Below are 19017 nucleotides of genomic sequence, written 5' to 3'. Positions count from 1 at the left end.
ACACCTCTAATCCAGGGGGCTGGCCCCCTGCTATTTATCGCGAAAGAATGCTGTCACAAGCAGCTTAGCAACGGGATTTCTGTATGAGGGTGTTTTCAAACTGCACTTTTTTTGACAACTCCAATATTAATTACTGGAGCGAGTGGTTTTTTGGGGGCTCGTTTGATAGAGCGACTTGCCAAGCAGTATGATGTTCTGTGTATGTCTAGAAATAAACCGAATAGTGATGTGCCTTTTGTGAAGGGGACGTTCGACAGCTTCGAAGATTTGCGTCAGCTCGATAAGTATGAGATTACATCTGTTGTACATCTCGCCGCAGTTACAGGCGGATGCAGTGAGGAGGAAGGGCTTTCCGTCAACTTACTCGGAACAAGAAGGCTACTCCGTTACTTGCTTGACCGTGGATGCCGAAAATTCGTCATGGCTAGTTCAATCGCAGCGGTTGGTTGTCTGGACCCAGAGTTTCTTCCCTTAAGCTTCCCTATCGCTGATGATCATCCTTGTTTGGCAACGGATGCATACGGATTAAGTAAGGCCATGGTGGAGGACCTAACGCGATACTTCAGCCGTAAATATGCGGATGCCGATTTTATCCACTTGAGATTTGGAAGCATCGCACCTGATGGAACTTGGTCACCGGAAGAAGTTGACATTCATACTGCGTTATCTTTACCAATTACACAATTAACACATGTGCTTGCAAGCGATGTGGTTAATGCCATCGAAAAATCGTTAGAAAGCTCCAACCATAAAGGTGTACGCGTTTACAATGTTGTCGGACCAGACGCTACTTGCGACGTTCCGGTTATTGCGAAATTACGTGCTGCTTTGGGGGAAGCTAGGCTTGAAGAGTTTGATTTTAGCTATTATGAGCAGCCAGGGAATGAGCATAAGCCATTGTTTGCTATGGAGAAAATCAAAGAGGAGCTTGGACACGAATCCGTCATGACGACAAGGCCGAAAAAAAGAATGCTTGCATTGAAATCAGTTTAGCAACGGAAATCGGTCAACTGCTCGGTCGCGAACGACAGACTGTTAGCAGCTATTGGCAAGGCGATCAGGAGCAAGGAAGTGTACGCGTATTTCCGGAAACATACCATTTTCAATATTTTCTAAGTGAAGAGGCGCTACTCATGCGCCTCTTCCTTCTATTCAGGATAAGTGTTCAAGTAGAATGAAGGGAATTAAGCTCTAATCGAGTTCTCTAAGAACTAAAACCTAGCATGACAGACTGCGCGACGATCCATATCACAAGTAGGGCGAAATCTCGAAAATATTGGGGTTTCTTTGCCCGGCTCGGGTTAGGGATCGTTCTTAATCGGAGGAAAAAATGTGGTCATGGCGTTGGGGCATTACTTGACGCTGTTGACCCTTTTTTTGTTCTTTCCGCTAGCTTCTTAATCGACTCAATGTAATTAATTCCTCAAAACAGGTCTGCGCCTTTCTGGCTTTATTTTCCATTTTATAATAGTAGTTGTCAAAACATTCACCATCAAGTGTGTTGTTGTAAGCGCGAACTTAAAGTTTTCTTTGTAATTCCCAAGTGGTCCCATCTACTATGATAAAATAGTAGGAGAAAATCGACATAAATTGTGGTGGAGTGAGGGTGCAATTGTCGAATTCTGTACGATAATTGGGAGGAACGAATATTGGTCCGTAACCTTAGAGCCTCAAAGAAATAGTTAGCTAATAATTGCGTAGGAGGAAACGAGTTGAAGAAGATAGCGGTTTTATTATTGGCTTTGATTTTATGCGCACAAACCTTTATTCCCGGTACAAAGACATTCGCATCATCCGTAAATGGGCTTGTTATATCCTTATCTACGAACGAGCCAGTCGTTGATTCGGGTGAAGAATTCAACTACATCATTAACTATTCTGCCTCTTCAACCATAGGCAACTATACGAATCCTAGTATTTTATTGCTAGTACCGGCAGGGGTAACGTACACGGGAAGAACGGACAGTTCGATTACGACAAGTACTGTGACTTCGGGAACTGACGGCAGTACCCTCGTAACCTTCACATTTAGAAACGGTGTTTTGCCTCCAGGTACAGCCGGTCGGCTGGTTGTAAAAGGGAAGTTTGAGAATTACGTTACGCCCGATGGCACACAGGCGACTACGAAAGCCGTATTCACGGCAACTGACAACGGCAGTCCAGTTTCAATGGACTCCAATGAGGTGATGGTGACCTCCCAGGGATCCGCGCATTGGGGTATTGAAATCAAGAAAATAGTTCCAACCGTAGATCCTTTTAAAGGCTCCGCTGTACATTATGAAATAGTCGTGAAACCTGATAGTGGAAACGGGAAAGGATTGTTAGATATTAAAGATGTCGTCGTTACAGCAACATTAGATGGCGGCGCAGAATTCATTCTGGCTGACAATGGTGGGACATACATTCCTGCTAATAATACCGTATCGTGGGAAATAGGCGACGACCTTCAGACTGAGATGAGTTTCAAGCTTGTCGTCAATTATCCTGCTTCCATGACAGCGACTGAAGCGACTACAGATGTGGAGATGAATTATACGCCTCTGGGTAAAACGCCCGCTACAATTGATTCTAGTGTCACGCATGGCTTCGAAACAGCGCCAATTCATGCGGGAACTACTTTTAATGTCTATACCAACGAACCAGAAAGATCACCTGGTCAAACCATAAAACTGTACCTCTCTGGCTTATCCAACAAAGCAAACGTAGCGTTGGATAGTGGTGTATTGGAAATAATGACACCTACTCATACGAAATCGGGTATACCGCTCGGACTGCAACTGCAAACGGTCAAAACAGCCCTTTTCTCAGGTGTTTCGACTTATGATTTGTATTATATGTTAGAAGAAGACCCGGGTGTGTGGATGCTTTGGAGTAACACGAGTGCAAGCACTGCCACAACTTATGACGCGACAGCACTCGGAAATATCAAAGGTATTCAGGTTAGATTCGGAACTTTACCCATAGATTGGAGCCAAGGGAGTAACTTTGAGTTTACGTATAATCTTGCTAGCGATTTTGTTGTAGCTATGGATTCAAGAGAGAACATCCGTTCGTCGGCTAAATTTACAAATCCTTTTGCCGGAGAAATTAAGACAAGTTCTGATAATAGCGAGACTTCCATCGTAGCTGATCGTCCGCTGCTCGAGCTGCAGAACACCGTTAGTAAAACAAGCGCAGCTCCTGCGGAATCCGTGACTTATACCTTATCGGTTACGAATCGTCCTCAGCTAAGCTCTGCAAATTTGTTTAACCCTGTCATCTATACGATTTTGCCGGCCAATCTAGAATACGTGCCTGGATCGTGGTCTATTACTAAACCAGCAGGCACTCCCACAGATCCCATCTTCACAGCAGAGCCCCTACCTTCGGGTGAAACGAAATTGACCTGGAGCTGGGATGATAGTAACCCGGGAGGTTTACTCATCGGCGAAAACGTAAAGATTCAGTTTGCAGCGAAGATCAAACCGGGAACAGCAGCCCAGATCATCACGAACACGTTTGGCGTACAATCGCCGAATTACTTGAATGACGTTAACTACAGTAATCCAGAACGTGTGGACGGGACTTACCGTGTTGAAGCAGAGAGCAGCATTACCGTGACCGCAAGCGCTGCTCTTCAATCCCGAATGTGGGTGAAGGGGGAGTTGGATACAAGCTGGTCGGAAACGATGGGATCAACGACTCCCGGCGGCCAATCGTTGTATCGCTTGGATATCCAAAATATCGGTAATGTCGCAATGAAAGAGCTCGCCATCGTAAATCCATTCCCGCGCATTGGCGATTCCACTGTTCTTAACGGCAGTGTCTCGCGCGGAAGTCAGTGGGGTCCAATACTCACGAGAGTGGTCAATGCGCCAGCTTATGTGAAGGTATACTACTCGACAACACCTGGCATTACGATGCACCCGACCACAGGCGTGGATAATGGCGTCTGGACAGAGAGTCCTCCTGCTGACCTGACCTCGGTACAAGCCATCAAATTGGTGTTTGATAGCAACTATGTGATCAATCCACTGGATACGACGACCTTGGAATGGGCGATGAGAGCGCCTGTCGGGGCGCCGACCGGCGGCGAGACCGCTTGGAACTCTTTTGCTTATCGAGTGAAATACGATTCTGGACAGTGGATGTTGCCGGCTGAGCCTAATAAGGTCGGAATGAGCCTTCAGAGCTCGCCGAAAGCTTCGATCGGAGATTTCGTTTGGCTGGATTTGAACGAGAATGGGCTTTTTGACGACATAGAGACGGGGATGAATGGCGTTACCGTCGAATTGTATGACGCAATCGGCACCAAGCTGGCAGAAACGGTTACCGCCAATGATTTTTCGGGTATGCCCGGCGCATACTTATTTCCGAATCTGGATCCAGGGTCATACAGGGTGGTCTTTACAGGTTCTCAGTACGAGGCAGTGAACTCAGATCTCATTACCTTGGGAGCCGGGGATAATTACCTTAACCTTGATGTTGGAGTCGTGCTTAAAAAAGGGAAGATCGGCGGCTTTGTATGGATTGATGCGAATGAGAACGGGCTGCAGGATGCGGGAGAGTCAGGGTTGAATGGCGTAAGAGTGCGTCTATACGGTGGGTCTGGCGGGCTCCTGGCAACAACGACAACCGCAACAAATAGCGGCCGATCCGGACACTATGAATTCGACAAATTAAATCCAGGCAACTATATAGTTGAATTTGTCTTGCCGTCGGCTGGATACGAATTTACGGTGCAAAATGCAGACGGTAATCCGACGATAGATTCCGCTGTCGATCCAGCAACCGGGAGGACATCGGTGTTATCGCTGGCGCAAGGGGAAGAGAACTTCACGATTAATGCAGGCATCATTCAACTACCGTCGGTATCTGTAGCAGGCCGTGTCTGGCTGGATGCCAATCGCAACGGAATTCAGGATACGAACGAAGAAGGGATCAACGGAATAGTAGTTGAGTTGTATGATGAACATGACCAGAAGATCGATCAGACGACAACTGCCGATCAGTCGGGCGTGAAGGGCAAATATGCGTTTGACGATTTATTACACGGAAAATATTATGTAAAGTTTATTTATCCAACTGCAACCCATCAGCCGACTCTTAAGCACGAAGGAGCAGATCGAACGATCGATTCCGATATGAATGCCGATGGTACCTCCGATCTGTTGACTTTGCTTCCTGGCGAAACAGCGACGGTTGATGCAGGCATCATTCAACTACCGTCGGTATCTGTAGCAGGCCGCGTCTGGCTGGATGCCAATCGCAACGGCATTCAGGATACGAACGAAGAAGGGATCAATGGAATAGTAGTTGAGTTGTATGATGAACATGGCCAGAAGATCGATCAGACGACAACTGCCGATCAGTCGGGCGTGAAGGGCAAATATGCGTTTGACGATTTATTACACGGAAAATATTATGTGAAGTTTATTTATCCAACTGCAACCCATCAGCCGACTCTTAAGCACGAAGGAGCAGATCGAACGATCGATTCCGATATGAATGCCGATGGTACCTCCGATCTGTTGACTTTGCTTCCTGGCGAAACAGCGACGGTTGATGCAGGCTTATCTATAAAATCCGTACCGCAGCAAGGGGGCAGTACGCCACCGACGCCACTGACACCACCGACGCCACCGACACCTGAACCGGAACAAAATCCGAATCCGTCGAAGGAGATTTTTAAGGCTATTGTAGATAGATATTCTTTCCTTGCGAATTTGAAAGCGAGAATCGCGCAAGCGAATCAATCGAACGAGCGGATAGAGCTGACTGATCTCCAAGGACATTGGGCGCAAAACACGATTCAGACGTTTGTACAATTAGGGCTTGTAAAAGGATATAGCAATGGCAAATTTGCGCCGAATGAGGAAATTACGCGCGGAGAATTCGTGGCAATACTCTCTCGGATGATCGATTTTACCGGAAGCAGCCAACAAACGGCGGTTTTTAACGACATTAGCAATCACTGGGCCAAGCAAGACATCGTCAAGCTATCAGGTGCGGGCATCGTCCAAGGCTATAGCAACGGCAGCTTCATGCCTAATCAAGGAATTAGCCGCGAGGAAGCCGTCGTCGTAATCTCTCGTCTGATTAATTTCGATGCGTTGGATAAAGTTGCCGCTAACGAACAACTTAGCGATCTGTCAGCTGCAGGCGCCTATGCGAGAAATGAGGTTCAGACTGCCGCAGAAGTTGGGATCGTGAAAGGGAAGCCAGGGGGTATCTTTGATCCTAAGGGGAAAATCACACGCGCAGAAGCGGTGACGTTGCTCTTGAATGTATTAAGGCTTCATCCTGAGGCGAAGAAATTGCTGGAGAGCTCGGGGTTATTTTAATAAAGAAGTATTAGAATACAGAGCACGGCTAGACGAATGCCGTTGCTCTGTATTTTTTTATGAGCCGAAGTCAACATGCAGCCTCAAAAAGTGTGCTGTTGTCAGCCGTCGGGTTTTTGTGTCACATGACATTATGACACTGGCGGATTTGACATCAAGAGCCGTAGACTACGTCTACTACTTGCAAAGGATGTGGGCTCTTTGATGGCCAGAACCGTCGTTAGCTTTGTTCAAAACGGCTATTTCCTGCTGCTTTCTTTTGTCACCGGATTGTTTTACTTCAGCTTTTATCTGGTCGCTTTTACATTGGGCTTGTGCCTTTCGTTTACCGTCGTCGGCGTTCCTCTCCTGACTCACGTTTTGCGGACGACGACCGCCTTCCTGCAATTTGAACGAGTACAGACTAAGATCTATACAGACATTACCACCGAGCCTTGCGTTAAACCCGTCAACTCGGATATGTCCAACTGGCTTCAAGCGAAAAAAGAGCTGCTGAACCGTCGCAACTGGATCGCTATTGGCTGGCTTCTGTTGAAATTTCCCATAGGAATTTTAAGTCTGATCGGTGCGGCCTTGCTCTACGCGGCGCCGCTTGTATTGATTGCGGTCCCGTTCTTCTATCCGTTTATCAGCCTTTCCTTTATGGGGGCGTCAGTAGATACGGTTGCCAAAGCCGTGATGATGTCAGCCACAGGGGTCGTATTGATGCTGGTGAGCTACAGGCTTTCGGGCCGCTTGGCGCGCTTGATAGGCGGCTACACGCGTCTGATGATCAAGCATGTGAACCGGTAGACAACATGCCCGGCTTCGCCTTGTAGGTCGTCGGATGGTAGTTTACCCTAGAGCTGTTTACTCAATACTAGTTACGTAATGTCATACTGAAAGTCATTAGGGGTTGATGGTTTTGTTCGATATGGTCAAAAAATGGTTCTGGTACGACTGGCTCATGTTCATAATCCGCCTGATAATCAGCATTTCTCTCGCGTTTACGACCGTAGAGCAGCAACAATATTTCACGCTGCCGATTGTGGTCCTTGTGCTGTGGCAGCTGCTTGCTTTTTCCGTTCCATGGCTTTGCTTGCAGTTCGACTATAAATACTACCTGTTTACCGAAATCGTGATTTCGGGCGGGTTGATCTTGTATCTGGCTTCCTTTTTTCCGCAAGCCTACTTTGCATTCCTGCTGTATGCCTTTTTAATTGCTGCCCACAGCGTGCAAAGGGCCTATCTCTGGTCAGGGCCTGTATCCATATTGCTCCTGCCCGCCATAATCAAGCTGCTTGCAGAGCAGAGTGAATACTGGGTCATGGCCGTTCACATCGGGTTGGCGTATGTCTTCGGATTCTCCTTCCAATTACTCGTGCACAATTATCGTCAAGGCGAAATTATCCGCGAGCAAAATGCGGTGCTGGAGCAGTACCTGTCCCAGATCGAGCGCATCACGCTTGCCGAAGAGCGGAACCGGCTGTCCAAAGAGCTTCATGATACCGTCGGTCATGCCTATACTTCGCTTATTATGGGATTGGAAACGTTGCGTCCCGAGCTGGCAACGGATAAAGGAACGGAAAGTCTCGATTCCCTATTGAACCTGGCCCGCCAAAATATGGAGGAGGTCAGAGGTTACGTGCATCAGATCGAATCGCCACATGAGGCGCTCCCGCTGCTTCAGTCCTTGAGGAAGCTGGCGGAGGAGTTTCAGGAGCATGCCAAGGTGACGGTTCGTTTCCATGCCTACGGGGAGGAATACCCTGTAATGAAGCAAGCGAAGACAGCACTTTACCGCTGCTTGCAAGAGTCGTTGACGAATGCCGTGCGTCATGGACACGCGACAGAGATTAAGGTTTCCGTGCAATTCGAGCCTCAGCAGACGAGACTGGAAATTCAAGATAACGGCCGCGGGATGGAGCATGGGAGGGAGGGCTTCGGCTTGAGCGCCATGAAGGAGCGGGCGATGAATTTGCAAGGCCATGTGTCCGTCTATACGGAGCCGGGAGAAGGCACTCTCGTTACCTGTACGCTGCCCAGACAAACGGAGCTTAAGGATGAAGTCATTCGCCTGTTGGTCGTCGATGACCAGCCCTTTATCCGTGAAAGCCTGCGGGCTCTTCTGGAGGAACAGCAGGATTTGCAGGTTGTCGGAACGGCAGAAGATGGCGAGCAAGCGATCGAGCTATGCAGGCAGGTTCAGCCGCAGCTGGTGCTTATGGATGTGGAAATGCCGAATAGGGATGGAATCTCTGCAACCCGTGCGATAAAAGAAACGTGGCCCCATATCCGTGTTCTGATTCTCACCACGTTCGAGGATACCAGCAAGGCTCTGGAGGCGATGCGAAGCGGGGCGGACGGATACTTGTTGAAGTCCATACAGCCATTAGAGTTGGCCGAAACGATACGCACCGTCTACCGCGGGGGCACGCTAATCGATCAGGGCATGTCGCACAAATTGTTTGCCCAATTGGAAGCGGACAATAGTGAGGATGATCCTTCGCCAATCAAAGATTCAATGGCTTATGAGTTAACGCCTCGGGAGCTTGAGATTTTACAGTACGTGTCCAAAGGGCTGCGATACAAAAGCATTGCTTCCAAATTGTATTTATCCGATGGTACGGTTCGAAACTATGCGTCATCGGCTTATATGAAGCTGGGGGTCCGCAACCGGGAGGAAGCGGTGGAAAAAGCCAGGGAGGCTGGGCTTCTGGAATAACCCCTAAGTAATTTATCATGGTGGCGGGTGCCGACTTACGGAGTCATTTTACTTCGTATGATCGAACACCCGCCATTTAGATTTTAAAGGCCGATTTTTACTTTTTCAAAATTGGCAACGTGTAGTAATCAAATGCCAGATCCAATAAGGCACTCGCTTCCTGCCGCTTCAGCAGCTGCTTGGAACGGAAGTCGATGGAACCGTCCGAATTGATCCCGGTGTCCGGGTCCATGATGCCTTGGGATACAAGGGTTGTAATGGCTTCAACTGCCCAAGCATCCGTTTCGCCACTCAATGTAACCTTGGTTCCAGGCTCAGCTTGTCTCAGGTTTTGGATCATAAGTGCCGCCATCTCTCTGGTGACAGGAGAATCAGGCTTATAATTAGGCAATCCGGATAACATCTGCTTCTTGTTTCCTTCAATCGTATAAGGCATGCTTTCCCAGCCATGGGCGTGTAGCAGCAACTCCGAGAACTCACCCTGAGTTAACGTTTCATTCGGATCGAAGAGGGTAGCTGACTTTCCGTCCATGATCTTTAAAGCATAGAGATTATGAATATAAGACGCATACTTGCTGTCCGCCGGTACATCAGTGAATGGCGCATTCGTATCTACTTTTTGTGCATAACCCACGTAGTGCGGAAGCGTCATGTAATAGAAATAGGTGATTTGGCCTGCCCCATTTTTTTGAAAGGCTAGTTTATTGCCGGCTTCATCCTCAAAGAGTAAAGGATGGATCATTTTCAGCGTACTCTTGCCCAGATCTCCTGTCTCTATAACCAATTTTCCGTCAGAATAGGAAACGTGGGACCTCATAGATCCAAGTCGCGTGTTTTGGTACAATCCCGTGTAGTCCTTCGCCTGCTGCTCACTGATTTCCGAGTAGGATGGCTGTGGAGCCGCTTCTTTTCTCGGAAAATAATGATTCATAAATGCCTCATACACGTCGAGACTCATCATGGAGTCGTTATTGTAGGACATGTAGAACGCTGTATTTTCCTCCGGCAGAAGAACAATCAAGGAAGAATGCCCGGTCACATTTCCCCCTTTGATAACCACATGATGACCATTCATCTTCTCTGTGAAGTAGCCTTCGAATCCGATGGTTGTGACAGGGTAATCTTTGTCAGGGAACACCTGGTAGGTGTGCATTTGCTTGATGCTTTCGGGACTTAAGATTTCTTTGCCTTCATACGTTCCGTTGTTCAGATGCATCATAAGATACTTCACCATGTCATCTGCGTTTGATACCATGCCGCCGCTAGGCCGATCGGTTGGTATGAATCCCTCCAAGGGGATTAGCTTGCCTTTAGGATCATAATGGGCAGCCATTCTGCCCAGCAGTTCGGGTTTAAACCGCACATTCGTCGAGTTCATGCCTAACGGCTTGAAAATATTGTCCTCCATATACTGGGCGTATGACGTGCCCGCTACTTCCCCTACCGCGTATCCCGCCAGTGTGAACCCAAAATTATCGTAGGTGTACGCTTCCCCCGGAGTCCGGACAACAGTCGGCATATTCGCTTCGAGAGCCTCCTTCATCGGGTAGAATTGCTTCACATATTCCGGCTTCGATCCCGAGAGGATATCCGGCTTGTCAAAGCCGCTGGTATACGTAAGCAGATCGTACATCGTCAGTTTTTTCCCTGTTGTATTCGGTACCTTCATCCCTCCCAGGTACTCCTGGATATCGTGATGCAAATCAATCTTTCCCTTATCGACCAGCTGCATAGCTGCCAATGCCGTGAACTGCTTCGTCACAGAACCAATCTGGAATACGGTGCTGCTGTCTACCGGAATTTTATTTTCCCTGTCGGCATAACCGTATCCTTTGCTTAGCAGCACTTTCCCATTCGATACGACCGCAAAATTGGAACCAACCGTATTATACTTCTTCATCGCGTCCGCAAAAATGCCATCTGCAAAGGCCTCCAGTTCCTTGGCGTCCCGCGGCCCGTCCGGGCCGGCCTCCTCAGATGCAACTGGCGCGGAAGCCTGAGGGGTATTAGGTGCGTTCCCTGGTCGCATATAAGCGGTAACGGCGGTAATGGCCGTAGCAGTTAATAGCGCAACAGTTAATAGTAGAAGTGCGAGTTTCTTGCGAGTCCATTTCTTCATAAATGATGTCTCCTTGTCCATTGGATTTGCCGTTTAACAATCGGCTGAGCCCAGTATGGCAAAGGAGTTGTCACACCAACAAGTTGCATTTCGTCATCCATGACATCGAGCCGCTTTGAAAGCGTCATGTGACAGTTCGGCACTAGGTTTATTGACAAAGGAGGCATTAAGCTACCTGAAAGGGCGAGACAGTCTTCCCTGCCCAAAGTCATTAGAACTGGAGTGTGAACATCATCGCTTTCATACAAGATATCGTTATCCAGTACGGTTACATTGGCATCTTCCTATGCCTTGCGCTTGGCATTATTGGTTTGCCTGTGCCTGATGAGGTCCTTATGACGATTGTTGGCTATCTTTCATCAATTGGGCTGCTTTATTTTCCGGTATCCCTTGTGATCAGCGTCCTCGGGGCTATGAGTGGCATGCTTTGCAGTTACGCCCTAGGGCGGAAGTTCGGCAAGCCGTTGCTGTGGAAGTATGGAAAATGGGTCAGGCTCACGGCCAATAGGATTGAGAAAACAGATCGCTGGTTCGAGCGTTATGGCCCTTGGGCGATATGCATCGGCTACTACATTCCAGGGCTCCGCCATCTGACTTGTTATCTGGCGGGGATGAGCGGCATGAACCCACGGAAATATATACTCTACTCGGGTTTGGGAGCCCTGATCTGGTCTGCGATTTTTATTTCAATTGGGTATTTTTTAGGGCTTCATGGTTCTATTATGAAGCTGTTTTTCTCTTGAAAAAATTCGTGTCTCATCGTCCGACGTACGCAAGTCACTGACCGGAGGAATTGAAAAATGCGACTAATGTATAAAGGCAATCGTCAAAATATTGTGCGGAAGGGAGAGGAGACCGTGATAAATGACAAGAAACTTGCTTTTCATTACTGTTCTAGTAGCTGCACTCTGCGGCTTCACAGCTGACAACGAGAATGGAGCCGAAGGCTCGTCAACAAACCAGCCGTTGGGCATAGATGCCGCAAGCGGACAAGTGCAGCCGCCGCCGTTGTCAGTTGACGAAGCAACTGCGCCCATACTCCCTATCGCTCAGATCTCTGAGGCGTTCGGCAGTAAAGGTCTCTTGATCGGTCTGCGTTCCGATGGCGAAGACCCGAATGTCCCCGAGCCTGTCTATGACACGATATGGTTTCGTTCTGTGCAAGATAAGCCCTCCGGGTTACTATTCCCTCAAGCTCTTGTATGGCCTTCTGCTTCCGGTAGAGGGATTGAGGCGCTTCGCGCGTTCGAGTATCGTACGCCGGAGGACCGTATAAGGTACATTCGTTACGAGAAACTTGGCAACGAGAAACAGCAGTTGGGCTTGATCATCGATGAGCATACTGAGGAGCATACGGAAATCACCGAGTAAGTAACCTATACGGGCCAAATTGGTGTTTCCGTCGCGAGTCTGGGTGTATTTTGGGCGGGTAATGCGCCGGCTTACAATTGGGCTGAACGAGTGTTCAAGCCGAACCAACTGAATACGAATAAGGGTTATGCTTATGGAGAGGTTTATGAGAAGAAAGGTTTGCGGCTTCAGGAAATTCTAGGGACATTAGAATATCAAACTAAGGTGAACGAGCTGACCCAAGAATGGAAGAAGGACGAAGTCAGTTCATTTAGGAAATTGGACGTAGACGGCACTTTATGGAGCATTCAGCACGAGAAGGGGGAATGGAAGGCACACATTAATGGGTCCTATTCACTCCAGGGAGGGAATGTGTCGTTGTTCGGAGGGGAACTTAATGCCTTGTCTTTCGTTCCAGCCGATGAGAGAGGCGAAAAACCCGATTGGGCAATGCTGACCGCCTCTTATCCGGATGCCCGTGACGCCGTGCTTTCGCCGGATGGCCATACGGCGGTTATTCTGTTGACGGATACATGCATCATCTCCATTGTTGAGGCCGGCCAATATTCGGCGCCGCTGAAGTCATGGTCGATTAGGCCTCACACGAACATCGTCATGAGCCGCTGGGTGGATGGAGACGTGACAAAAACGTGGGATGAACAGCTTGAATTATGGAATCGGATAGGGAATTACAGGCTCGGAGGAGGGTTACCGTCCTGACGGCTACAACTGGTACCCGATCAGCGAATTGCTAAGGCCGATTCGATCTACGCTGAAGCGATGCAATGGGATATACTTGCCTGAATTCATCTCGTTTGGCGTCTCCGACAGCTCGGATCTTCATCTCTCGGAAGAAGCGAGGCGATACGCGACGTACATACGTTCTGAATAAAAACGATCGAATAGGTATTGGCATTCTGAAATACACCCCATTTGTTAGACAACATCTAACAAATGGGGTGTATTTATGTGACAAAGTATTCGGCAATACTCGATTTGTAGTATGCACCATGAATGGTATACTAAATGAATCGAAATTTGAATAAATGATATAATAATATCATTGCGAAAATGTGGTATTATGCGAAATAATGAGAAAAATGAAATATGATATATCGTTTAATTACGAAATTATAGTTCAACCTATTGACAAATAACGCTAAAAATCTATATCATAATATAACAAATGGATGTTACAAAAATAACATGGAATCAATTGAGTGATTTTGAATAATTCTCGAAAAAATGAAAACGCTGTCAGCACTTTCATGAAAAATGATAGAGACAAGTACAAGACGCTGGTATGATATTTGAATGTTATACCTTTGTCTTATAGCATATTGAGAGTAGGCATTTTTGAATAAGCAATTGGAGGTATGAAAATGGTTGGTGCAAAAAAGCTATTGAATCAACAGGGTTTCAGATTGTTTCTTATGGTTTTGCCGCTACTGATATTGGTGTTTGTATTTTCTTACTTGCCACTCTATGGATGGATTTATAGTTTTTTTGATTACAAAGCGGGAAGAGATTTGTTTTCCACTGAATTTGTCGGTTTTCGGAATTTTCAAATGATGTTTACAGATCATTACGCTGTGACCAATATTTTACGCGTCATGAAAAATACTCTCGGAATGAGTTTCTTGGGAATTGTGACTTCTGTGTTTCCACTGATATTTGCAATACTCCTTTCGGAAATAAAAATACTACGGTTCAGAAAAACAATTCAGACTCTGGTAACAATTCCCAATTTCATTAGCTGGGTTTTGGTTTATTCCATTGCCTTTGCGATGTTTTCTACCAGTGACGGCCTTATAAACAGAATATTGATAAATTCCGGATCTTCGGAGGAAGGCATTAATTTTCTGGCATCCAGCAATCATGTATGGCTTTCCATGTTGGGTTACGGAATATGGAAAGGTCTAGGTTGGAGCGCGATTATCTATATTGCCGCATTGACCAATATTGATAGCGAACAGTATGAAGCAGCCAAGATTGACGGAGCAGGCAGATTGCAAATGATTTGGCATATTACGGTTCCAGGTCTGCTGCCAACGTTTTTCGTTCTTTTATTGCTGTCGATCGGTAATTTGCTGAATAACGGAATGGAACAATATTTTGTGTTTCAGAATGCCATGAATAAAGATGACATCGAAGTTCTGGACCTTTATGTCTACAATCAAGGAATGGTGGGGTATGATTACTCCTTCGCTACGGCGGTCGGTATGCTGAAATCAGTAGTCAGCGTAATACTGCTATTCTTTGCAAATTTCCTATCGAAGATAACAAGAGGGGAATCTGTCATCTAATTCTAATTGAAAGAAGTGAGTTTTTTGAAATACAAATTAACAACGAGCGATTATATTTTTAATTCCATCAACTATATAATGCTGACGTTATTTACTCTTACCTGTGTGATACCGTTTTATTATCTGTTTATCAATACGATCAGCGATAACACTTTAGTAACAAAAGGTCTTATCGTTTGGCTTCCAAAAGGAATTCATTTTGAGAACTATATTCAGATACTTAAAATCGATGGATTGTTCAATTCGGTTGTAGTTTCAGTCGGAAGGACTGTTTTGGGAACGGCGTTGACTTTGATTGGCACGACGTTTCTAGGATATGCCTTTAGTAAATCTGAATTCTGGAAACGCAAGTTTTGGTACCGTTTCGTACTGATTACTATGTATTTTAATGCGGGGATCATACCGTGGTATATCAATATGAAAAACCTGGGTCTCTTAAATAACTTTTTAGCTTATATCATACCGGCTATTGTAGCGCCGTTTTCGCTAATATTGTTTAAAACCTATGTTGAGAGCATTCCCCCGTCTTTGGAAGAATCTGCGGAAATGGATGGAGCGGGATATATTACAAAATATGTACGCCTGATTATGCCGCTGTCCAAACCGATTGTTGCCACCCTGGCTGTGTTTTCCGCAGTAGGCCAGTGGAATTCATTTACCGATACTCTGTTTTTAATGACGGATCCCAAATACTACTCCTTACAATATATGTTATATCAGTATTTGAATGAGTCAAATGCGTTGGCGGACTCGCTGAGACAAGCGGCGGCGTCCGGTTCACAGGTAAGTCTTGCGACGGTTTTAACGCCGACAGGCGTAAAAATGACGATATCGATGGTCGTCGTTATACCCATTTTATGTGTCTATCCATTCCTACAGAAGTACTTTGTTAACGGTATTATGCTTGGGGCAGTGAAAGGATAACTAGGCATGTAATTCCCTTTTTGGGAAATACAAATATAAAATTTGGGGGTACTAGATTTATGCGTAAAAAAGTTTTGGTATTTTTACTTGCAACTGTTATGCTGACAAGCTTGGCAGCTTGCAATGGAACTGCACCAAATAATGCCGAAAGTTCGGGTTCGCCCAGCGCAAGCCCAACAAGTTCAGGCGGTTCTAAGGAAAATGTAGAGCTTACGGTGTTAAGTTTGCCGGGTAATCAATCGGGCATAGCGACTGGTTGGTGGGCAGAGGAGGTTAAAAAAGCTACAGGAATAACACTGAACTTTTTGCCTACCGGCGATCAGGGAGAACAGAAACTGCAAGCATTGATGGCAAGCGGAAGTCTTCCGGATATCGTTGTATTCAAGGATTATAAGCAGGTGCAAAATGCAGTAGACGCTAATATGCTTGCTGCATACGACGACTATAAAGACCTTGTTCCGAATCTTTATGCAAATGCAGCAACTTCATTGAAATATTACGCAGACAACTTAAGCGGAGGAAAGGGAAAAGCTTATGGAGTAGGTGTAAAAATTAAAACAGATCCTGAATCAAAGGGAGACACTGGACCGTATATTCGGTATGATCTGTATAAAAAAGTTGGCGCTCCGAAAATCGATACTTTGGATGACCTGCTTGCTGTTTTGAAGAAGATGCAGGATGCGGAACCAACGAATGCTGACGGACAGAAAGTTTATGGCTTATCCATCTGGAAGGATTGGGACCAATCCTATATGACAATGGGGATGTTCGCAGCGCCTTATATGGGCAGCAAAATTCCCGATGAAAGATCTTTGATTGAAATTCAAAACGACAACGGGAAGTCCAAGGTTGTGTCCATACTTAGTGATGACAGCGCCTACATGAACTTCTTGCGTTTCCTCAATAAAGCAAATCAAATGGGTCTGCTTGATCCTGACTCCATTACGCAGCGTTTTAATGATGCCGTTGGAAAAACAACTGCGGGTAGAGTACTGTTTGCTCTTGACGGATGGGGCACCAATGACTTCTCCACAATAGAAAAACAAAATCAAGGTATTGGATTTAGGCCGATTCCGTTTGGTTACACTAGGACGCGTACGGCTTTACAGCCGGTAGGTATTCCGTGGACGGTTGCCGTAAGTTCGTCGTCCAAAAATATTGAAAAAGCAATGGAATTTGTCAACTGGAATTATTCTTTCGACGGCGCACGCACGACTACAAGCGGTCCTAAGGGTGTTACGTGGGATATCGATGCAAATGGCAAGCCTGTTTTGACTCAAAAATACTACGATATGCAGCAGCATCCGGACGAAATCTTTGCTGACGGTAAGACCTATTCGAAAGGCGCTTCACCGCTAAATGCACAAGCCTTTTGGGGTTCCAGCATTGATCCGGTTGACGGTGCTGCGGTAGGGAATGAATTCTGGGATAAATCGCCTTATGCTCCTGCAGATACCAAACTCAGACTCGAATGGGAAGCCGATTTTGGAGCTTTTGATATGAATGCCTACCTCACAAAGAACGCAGACAAAACAATAACGGAAGAGGTAGCAACATATCCGACCTTGTCGGACGATATGGTCGTTCTTTCATCAAGAATCGGGGATGTCATCAAGAACAACTCCTGGAAAATGGTCCTTGCCAAAGACGATGCCAAGTTTAATTCATTAAAAGAGGCAATGGTCTCCGATGCGAATAAAATCGGGATCAACGACTTTGTGAAATGGTATACGGATGAGTATAACAAAGCGGTGGAGTTAGCGGCTGAGTATTCAAAATAATCACTCAGATCGATCTTCCGCTAAAAAAAGAACCAGCTCTTATCGCCGAGATGTTTCGGCGGCAAGAGCTGGTTTTTTCGAACCTTGTTCATTCACTGTCCTGGCTTCCGTCAGCCGTTCGCCGGACCGGTTGATGTCCTTGGCACGAGGCGTACGGGTACCATTTTGGATACGGGAGTTGGAATGCCGCTCAGAATAAGATCGGCTATCGCCTCGCCAATGGCGGCAAAATTTTGATCCACCGTCGTAATTTGCGCACTGCCGGTTACTGCCCAATCAATATTGTCGAACCCGGTGATGTTGATCTGTGTCGGAACCTGGATGGACAGGCTCCTACAGCACATGTAGACGTTGAAGGCGACCACGTCATTTTCGCATTCGATCGCGGTAACCCCCGATTTGTAAAGACTGTTGACGACATGCTTGAGCATATGGTAATCGGGACTCAAGCCGATATTCAGAAACTCGGGATTGACCTCGAGACCGCGGTCCTTCATGCACTGCGAGAAGCCTTTGAAGCGATCGGACAAGCTTGTCACTTCGCCAAGGGAGGACCTTGATAGATAAGCAATGTTGCGATGGCCGTAGTCGATCAGGTGGCTGGTTAGCTGATAACTCCCCCCGAAATTATCGCAAACTACGTTGCTCAGAAACTCGATATCGTGCGGTTTATCAAGAATGATGACGCGTGTTCCGTCATCCGCAAATTTTTTCAAAATATCGAGATACATTTCTTTCCCCATCGGGTACCAAATCAGAGTTTCGACATGTTGCGAATACAGATGATTTAATAAGCTTCTCATTTTTTGGTCATCAGGTTCGCAGATGTGGACGGCGAGATGATAGTCCTTGTCCTTGAGCCTTTCGGTCGCCGCTTCGACGATGCGGAAGATCCCCCCCTGAAAGAGGGCGAACGGAAAAATCAGGGGCACGGTTTTGCCCCCCGTCCGAACTTTCACGGAATGGGCCTCGCTGGGGGAGGAGGATTCTCCAGAATCCGGGCGGCGAACAAAACTGCCTACCCCGCGTTTGCGGTAAAGCACTCCCTCATTTTCGAGATCGTCAATAGCCCGCTTGGAAGTAATGCGGCTGACGTTGTATTGCTCTGACAGACTCCTCTCCGTACAGATGGGTTCGTCGTAGGAGAATTGTTGATTCTCGATCCGTGCGAGAATGTCATCTTTTATGATTTGATATAATAATTTGGCTGTATTTTTCGGCATGTGTATCTCCGATTTCATTTATTTGTCTAGTGCATCAAATCTTTGCAACATCTTAAGTATACCATTTCGTCAGCTTTATGCATACTGTTGATCATGTGTATATAAGTATAATATGGGAAATCTGAGGGAGGGATATCAACCCGGATCCGTGAACCTGACTAATCGTCTAGGGCTCGTTAAACAGCGCCCGGACGTTGAGGAGCTAGGGAATCGACTGCGAATTTTATGGACATGTATAGCAGATCCTGCCCCATTTTATTTCAGTATAAAACAATAAAATACATTGC

At 46.6% G+C, this 19017-nt stretch carries 12 protein-coding genes; 10 read left to right on the top strand and 2 right to left on the bottom strand.

Going from position 1 to position 19017, the window contains the following annotated elements; all coding sequences use genetic code 11:
• Positions 1-111 precede the first annotated feature (111 nt).
• From FPZ45_RS24005 to FPZ45_RS23990, 4 genes are all read left to right on the top strand, one after another.
• Positions 112-993 (top strand): NAD-dependent epimerase/dehydratase family protein, encoded by an 882-nt coding sequence (locus FPZ45_RS24005; protein ID WP_144707196.1) that lies wholly within the window; start codon positions 112-114, stop codon positions 991-993.
• Between the two features lie 719 nt (positions 994-1712).
• A complete protein-coding gene (locus FPZ45_RS24000) occupies positions 1713-6323 on the top strand; it encodes an SdrD B-like domain-containing protein (protein WP_144707195.1) in 4611 nt (1536 codons plus the stop codon).
• Positions 6324-6527: 204 nt separating this feature from the next.
• Positions 6528-7115, top strand: coding sequence for a sensor domain-containing protein (locus FPZ45_RS23995; protein ID WP_144707200.1), 588 nt, complete (start codon positions 6528-6530; stop codon positions 7113-7115).
• A 112-nt stretch (positions 7116-7227) separates the two neighbouring features.
• Entirely contained in the window at positions 7228-9027 is a 1800-nt protein-coding gene (locus tag FPZ45_RS23990) for a helix-turn-helix transcriptional regulator (RefSeq protein WP_186438544.1), read from the top strand.
• Positions 9028-9124: 97 nt separating this feature from the next.
• On the opposite strand, the gene FPZ45_RS23985 is transcribed toward FPZ45_RS23990, so the two are convergent.
• Positions 9125-11146, bottom strand: a complete 2022-nt coding sequence (locus FPZ45_RS23985; RefSeq protein ID WP_144707193.1) for a serine hydrolase domain-containing protein — start codon at positions 11144-11146, stop codon at positions 9125-9127.
• Between the two features lie 233 nt (positions 11147-11379).
• Here FPZ45_RS23985 and FPZ45_RS23980 point away from each other — a divergent pair, with 233 nt between their 5' ends.
• The 6 genes from FPZ45_RS23980 to FPZ45_RS23955 all read left to right on the top strand — a co-directional run bounded on the left by FPZ45_RS23980 (position 11380) and on the right by FPZ45_RS23955 (position 17507).
• The gene (locus FPZ45_RS23980; RefSeq protein ID WP_144707199.1) at positions 11380-11889 is read left to right on the top strand and encodes a DedA family protein; all 510 of its coding nucleotides are present in this window, start codon (positions 11380-11382) and stop codon (positions 11887-11889) included.
• A 121-nt stretch (positions 11890-12010) separates the two neighbouring features.
• The gene (locus tag FPZ45_RS23975; protein ID WP_144707192.1) at positions 12011-12517 is read left to right on the top strand and encodes a hypothetical protein; all 507 of its coding nucleotides are present in this window, start codon (positions 12011-12013) and stop codon (positions 12515-12517) included.
• A gap of 90 nt (positions 12518-12607) precedes the next feature.
• Positions 12608-13216, top strand: a complete 609-nt coding sequence (locus FPZ45_RS23970) for a hypothetical protein (protein ID WP_144707191.1) — start codon at positions 12608-12610, stop codon at positions 13214-13216.
• A 662-nt stretch (positions 13217-13878) separates the two neighbouring features.
• Positions 13879-14802 (top strand): ABC transporter permease, encoded by a 924-nt coding sequence (locus tag FPZ45_RS23965; RefSeq protein ID WP_246120571.1) that lies wholly within the window; start codon positions 13879-13881, stop codon positions 14800-14802.
• 24 nt (positions 14803-14826) lie between these two features.
• A complete protein-coding gene (locus FPZ45_RS23960) occupies positions 14827-15726 on the top strand; it encodes a carbohydrate ABC transporter permease (RefSeq protein ID WP_246120570.1) in 900 nt (299 codons plus the stop codon).
• 59 nt (positions 15727-15785) lie between these two features.
• Positions 15786-17507: an extracellular solute-binding protein gene (locus FPZ45_RS23955; RefSeq protein WP_144707189.1), complete on the top strand. Its 1722-nt coding sequence runs from the start codon at positions 15786-15788 to the stop codon at positions 17505-17507.
• A gap of 110 nt (positions 17508-17617) precedes the next feature.
• On the opposite strand, the gene FPZ45_RS23950 is transcribed toward FPZ45_RS23955, so the two are convergent.
• Positions 17618-18730, bottom strand: a complete 1113-nt coding sequence (locus FPZ45_RS23950) for a GntR family transcriptional regulator (RefSeq protein ID WP_186438543.1) — start codon at positions 18728-18730, stop codon at positions 17618-17620.
• Positions 18731-19017: the final 287 nt, after the last annotated feature.

Origin of the sequence: Cohnella terricola, assembly GCF_007786475.1 — a bacterium.
GTDB lineage: Bacteria > Bacillota > Bacilli > Paenibacillales > Paenibacillaceae > Cohnella > Cohnella terricola.
Note: the sequence above shows the minus strand (reverse complement) of the source record. Positions and strands in the feature narration are given on the sequence as shown.

Bases quoted from the DNA above. Each gene is read 5' to 3' on its own strand.
- FPZ45_RS23995 (WP_144707200.1), top strand. From the start codon at position 6,528: ATGGCCAGAACCGTCGTTAGCTTTGTTCAAAACGGCTATTTCCTGCTG.
- FPZ45_RS23985 (WP_144707193.1), bottom strand. From the start codon at position 11,146: ATGAAGAAATGGACTCGCAAGAAACTCGCACTTCTACTATTAACTGTT.
- FPZ45_RS23975 (WP_144707192.1), top strand. From the start codon at position 12,011: ATGACAAGAAACTTGCTTTTCATTACTGTTCTAGTAGCTGCACTCTGC.
- FPZ45_RS23965 (WP_246120571.1), top strand. From the start codon at position 13,879: ATGGTTGGTGCAAAAAAGCTATTGAATCAACAGGGTTTCAGATTGTTT.
- FPZ45_RS23955 (WP_144707189.1), top strand. From the start codon at position 15,786: ATGCGTAAAAAAGTTTTGGTATTTTTACTTGCAACTGTTATGCTGACA.
- FPZ45_RS23950 (WP_186438543.1), bottom strand. From the start codon at position 18,730: ATGCCGAAAAATACAGCCAAATTATTATATCAAATCATAAAAGATGAC.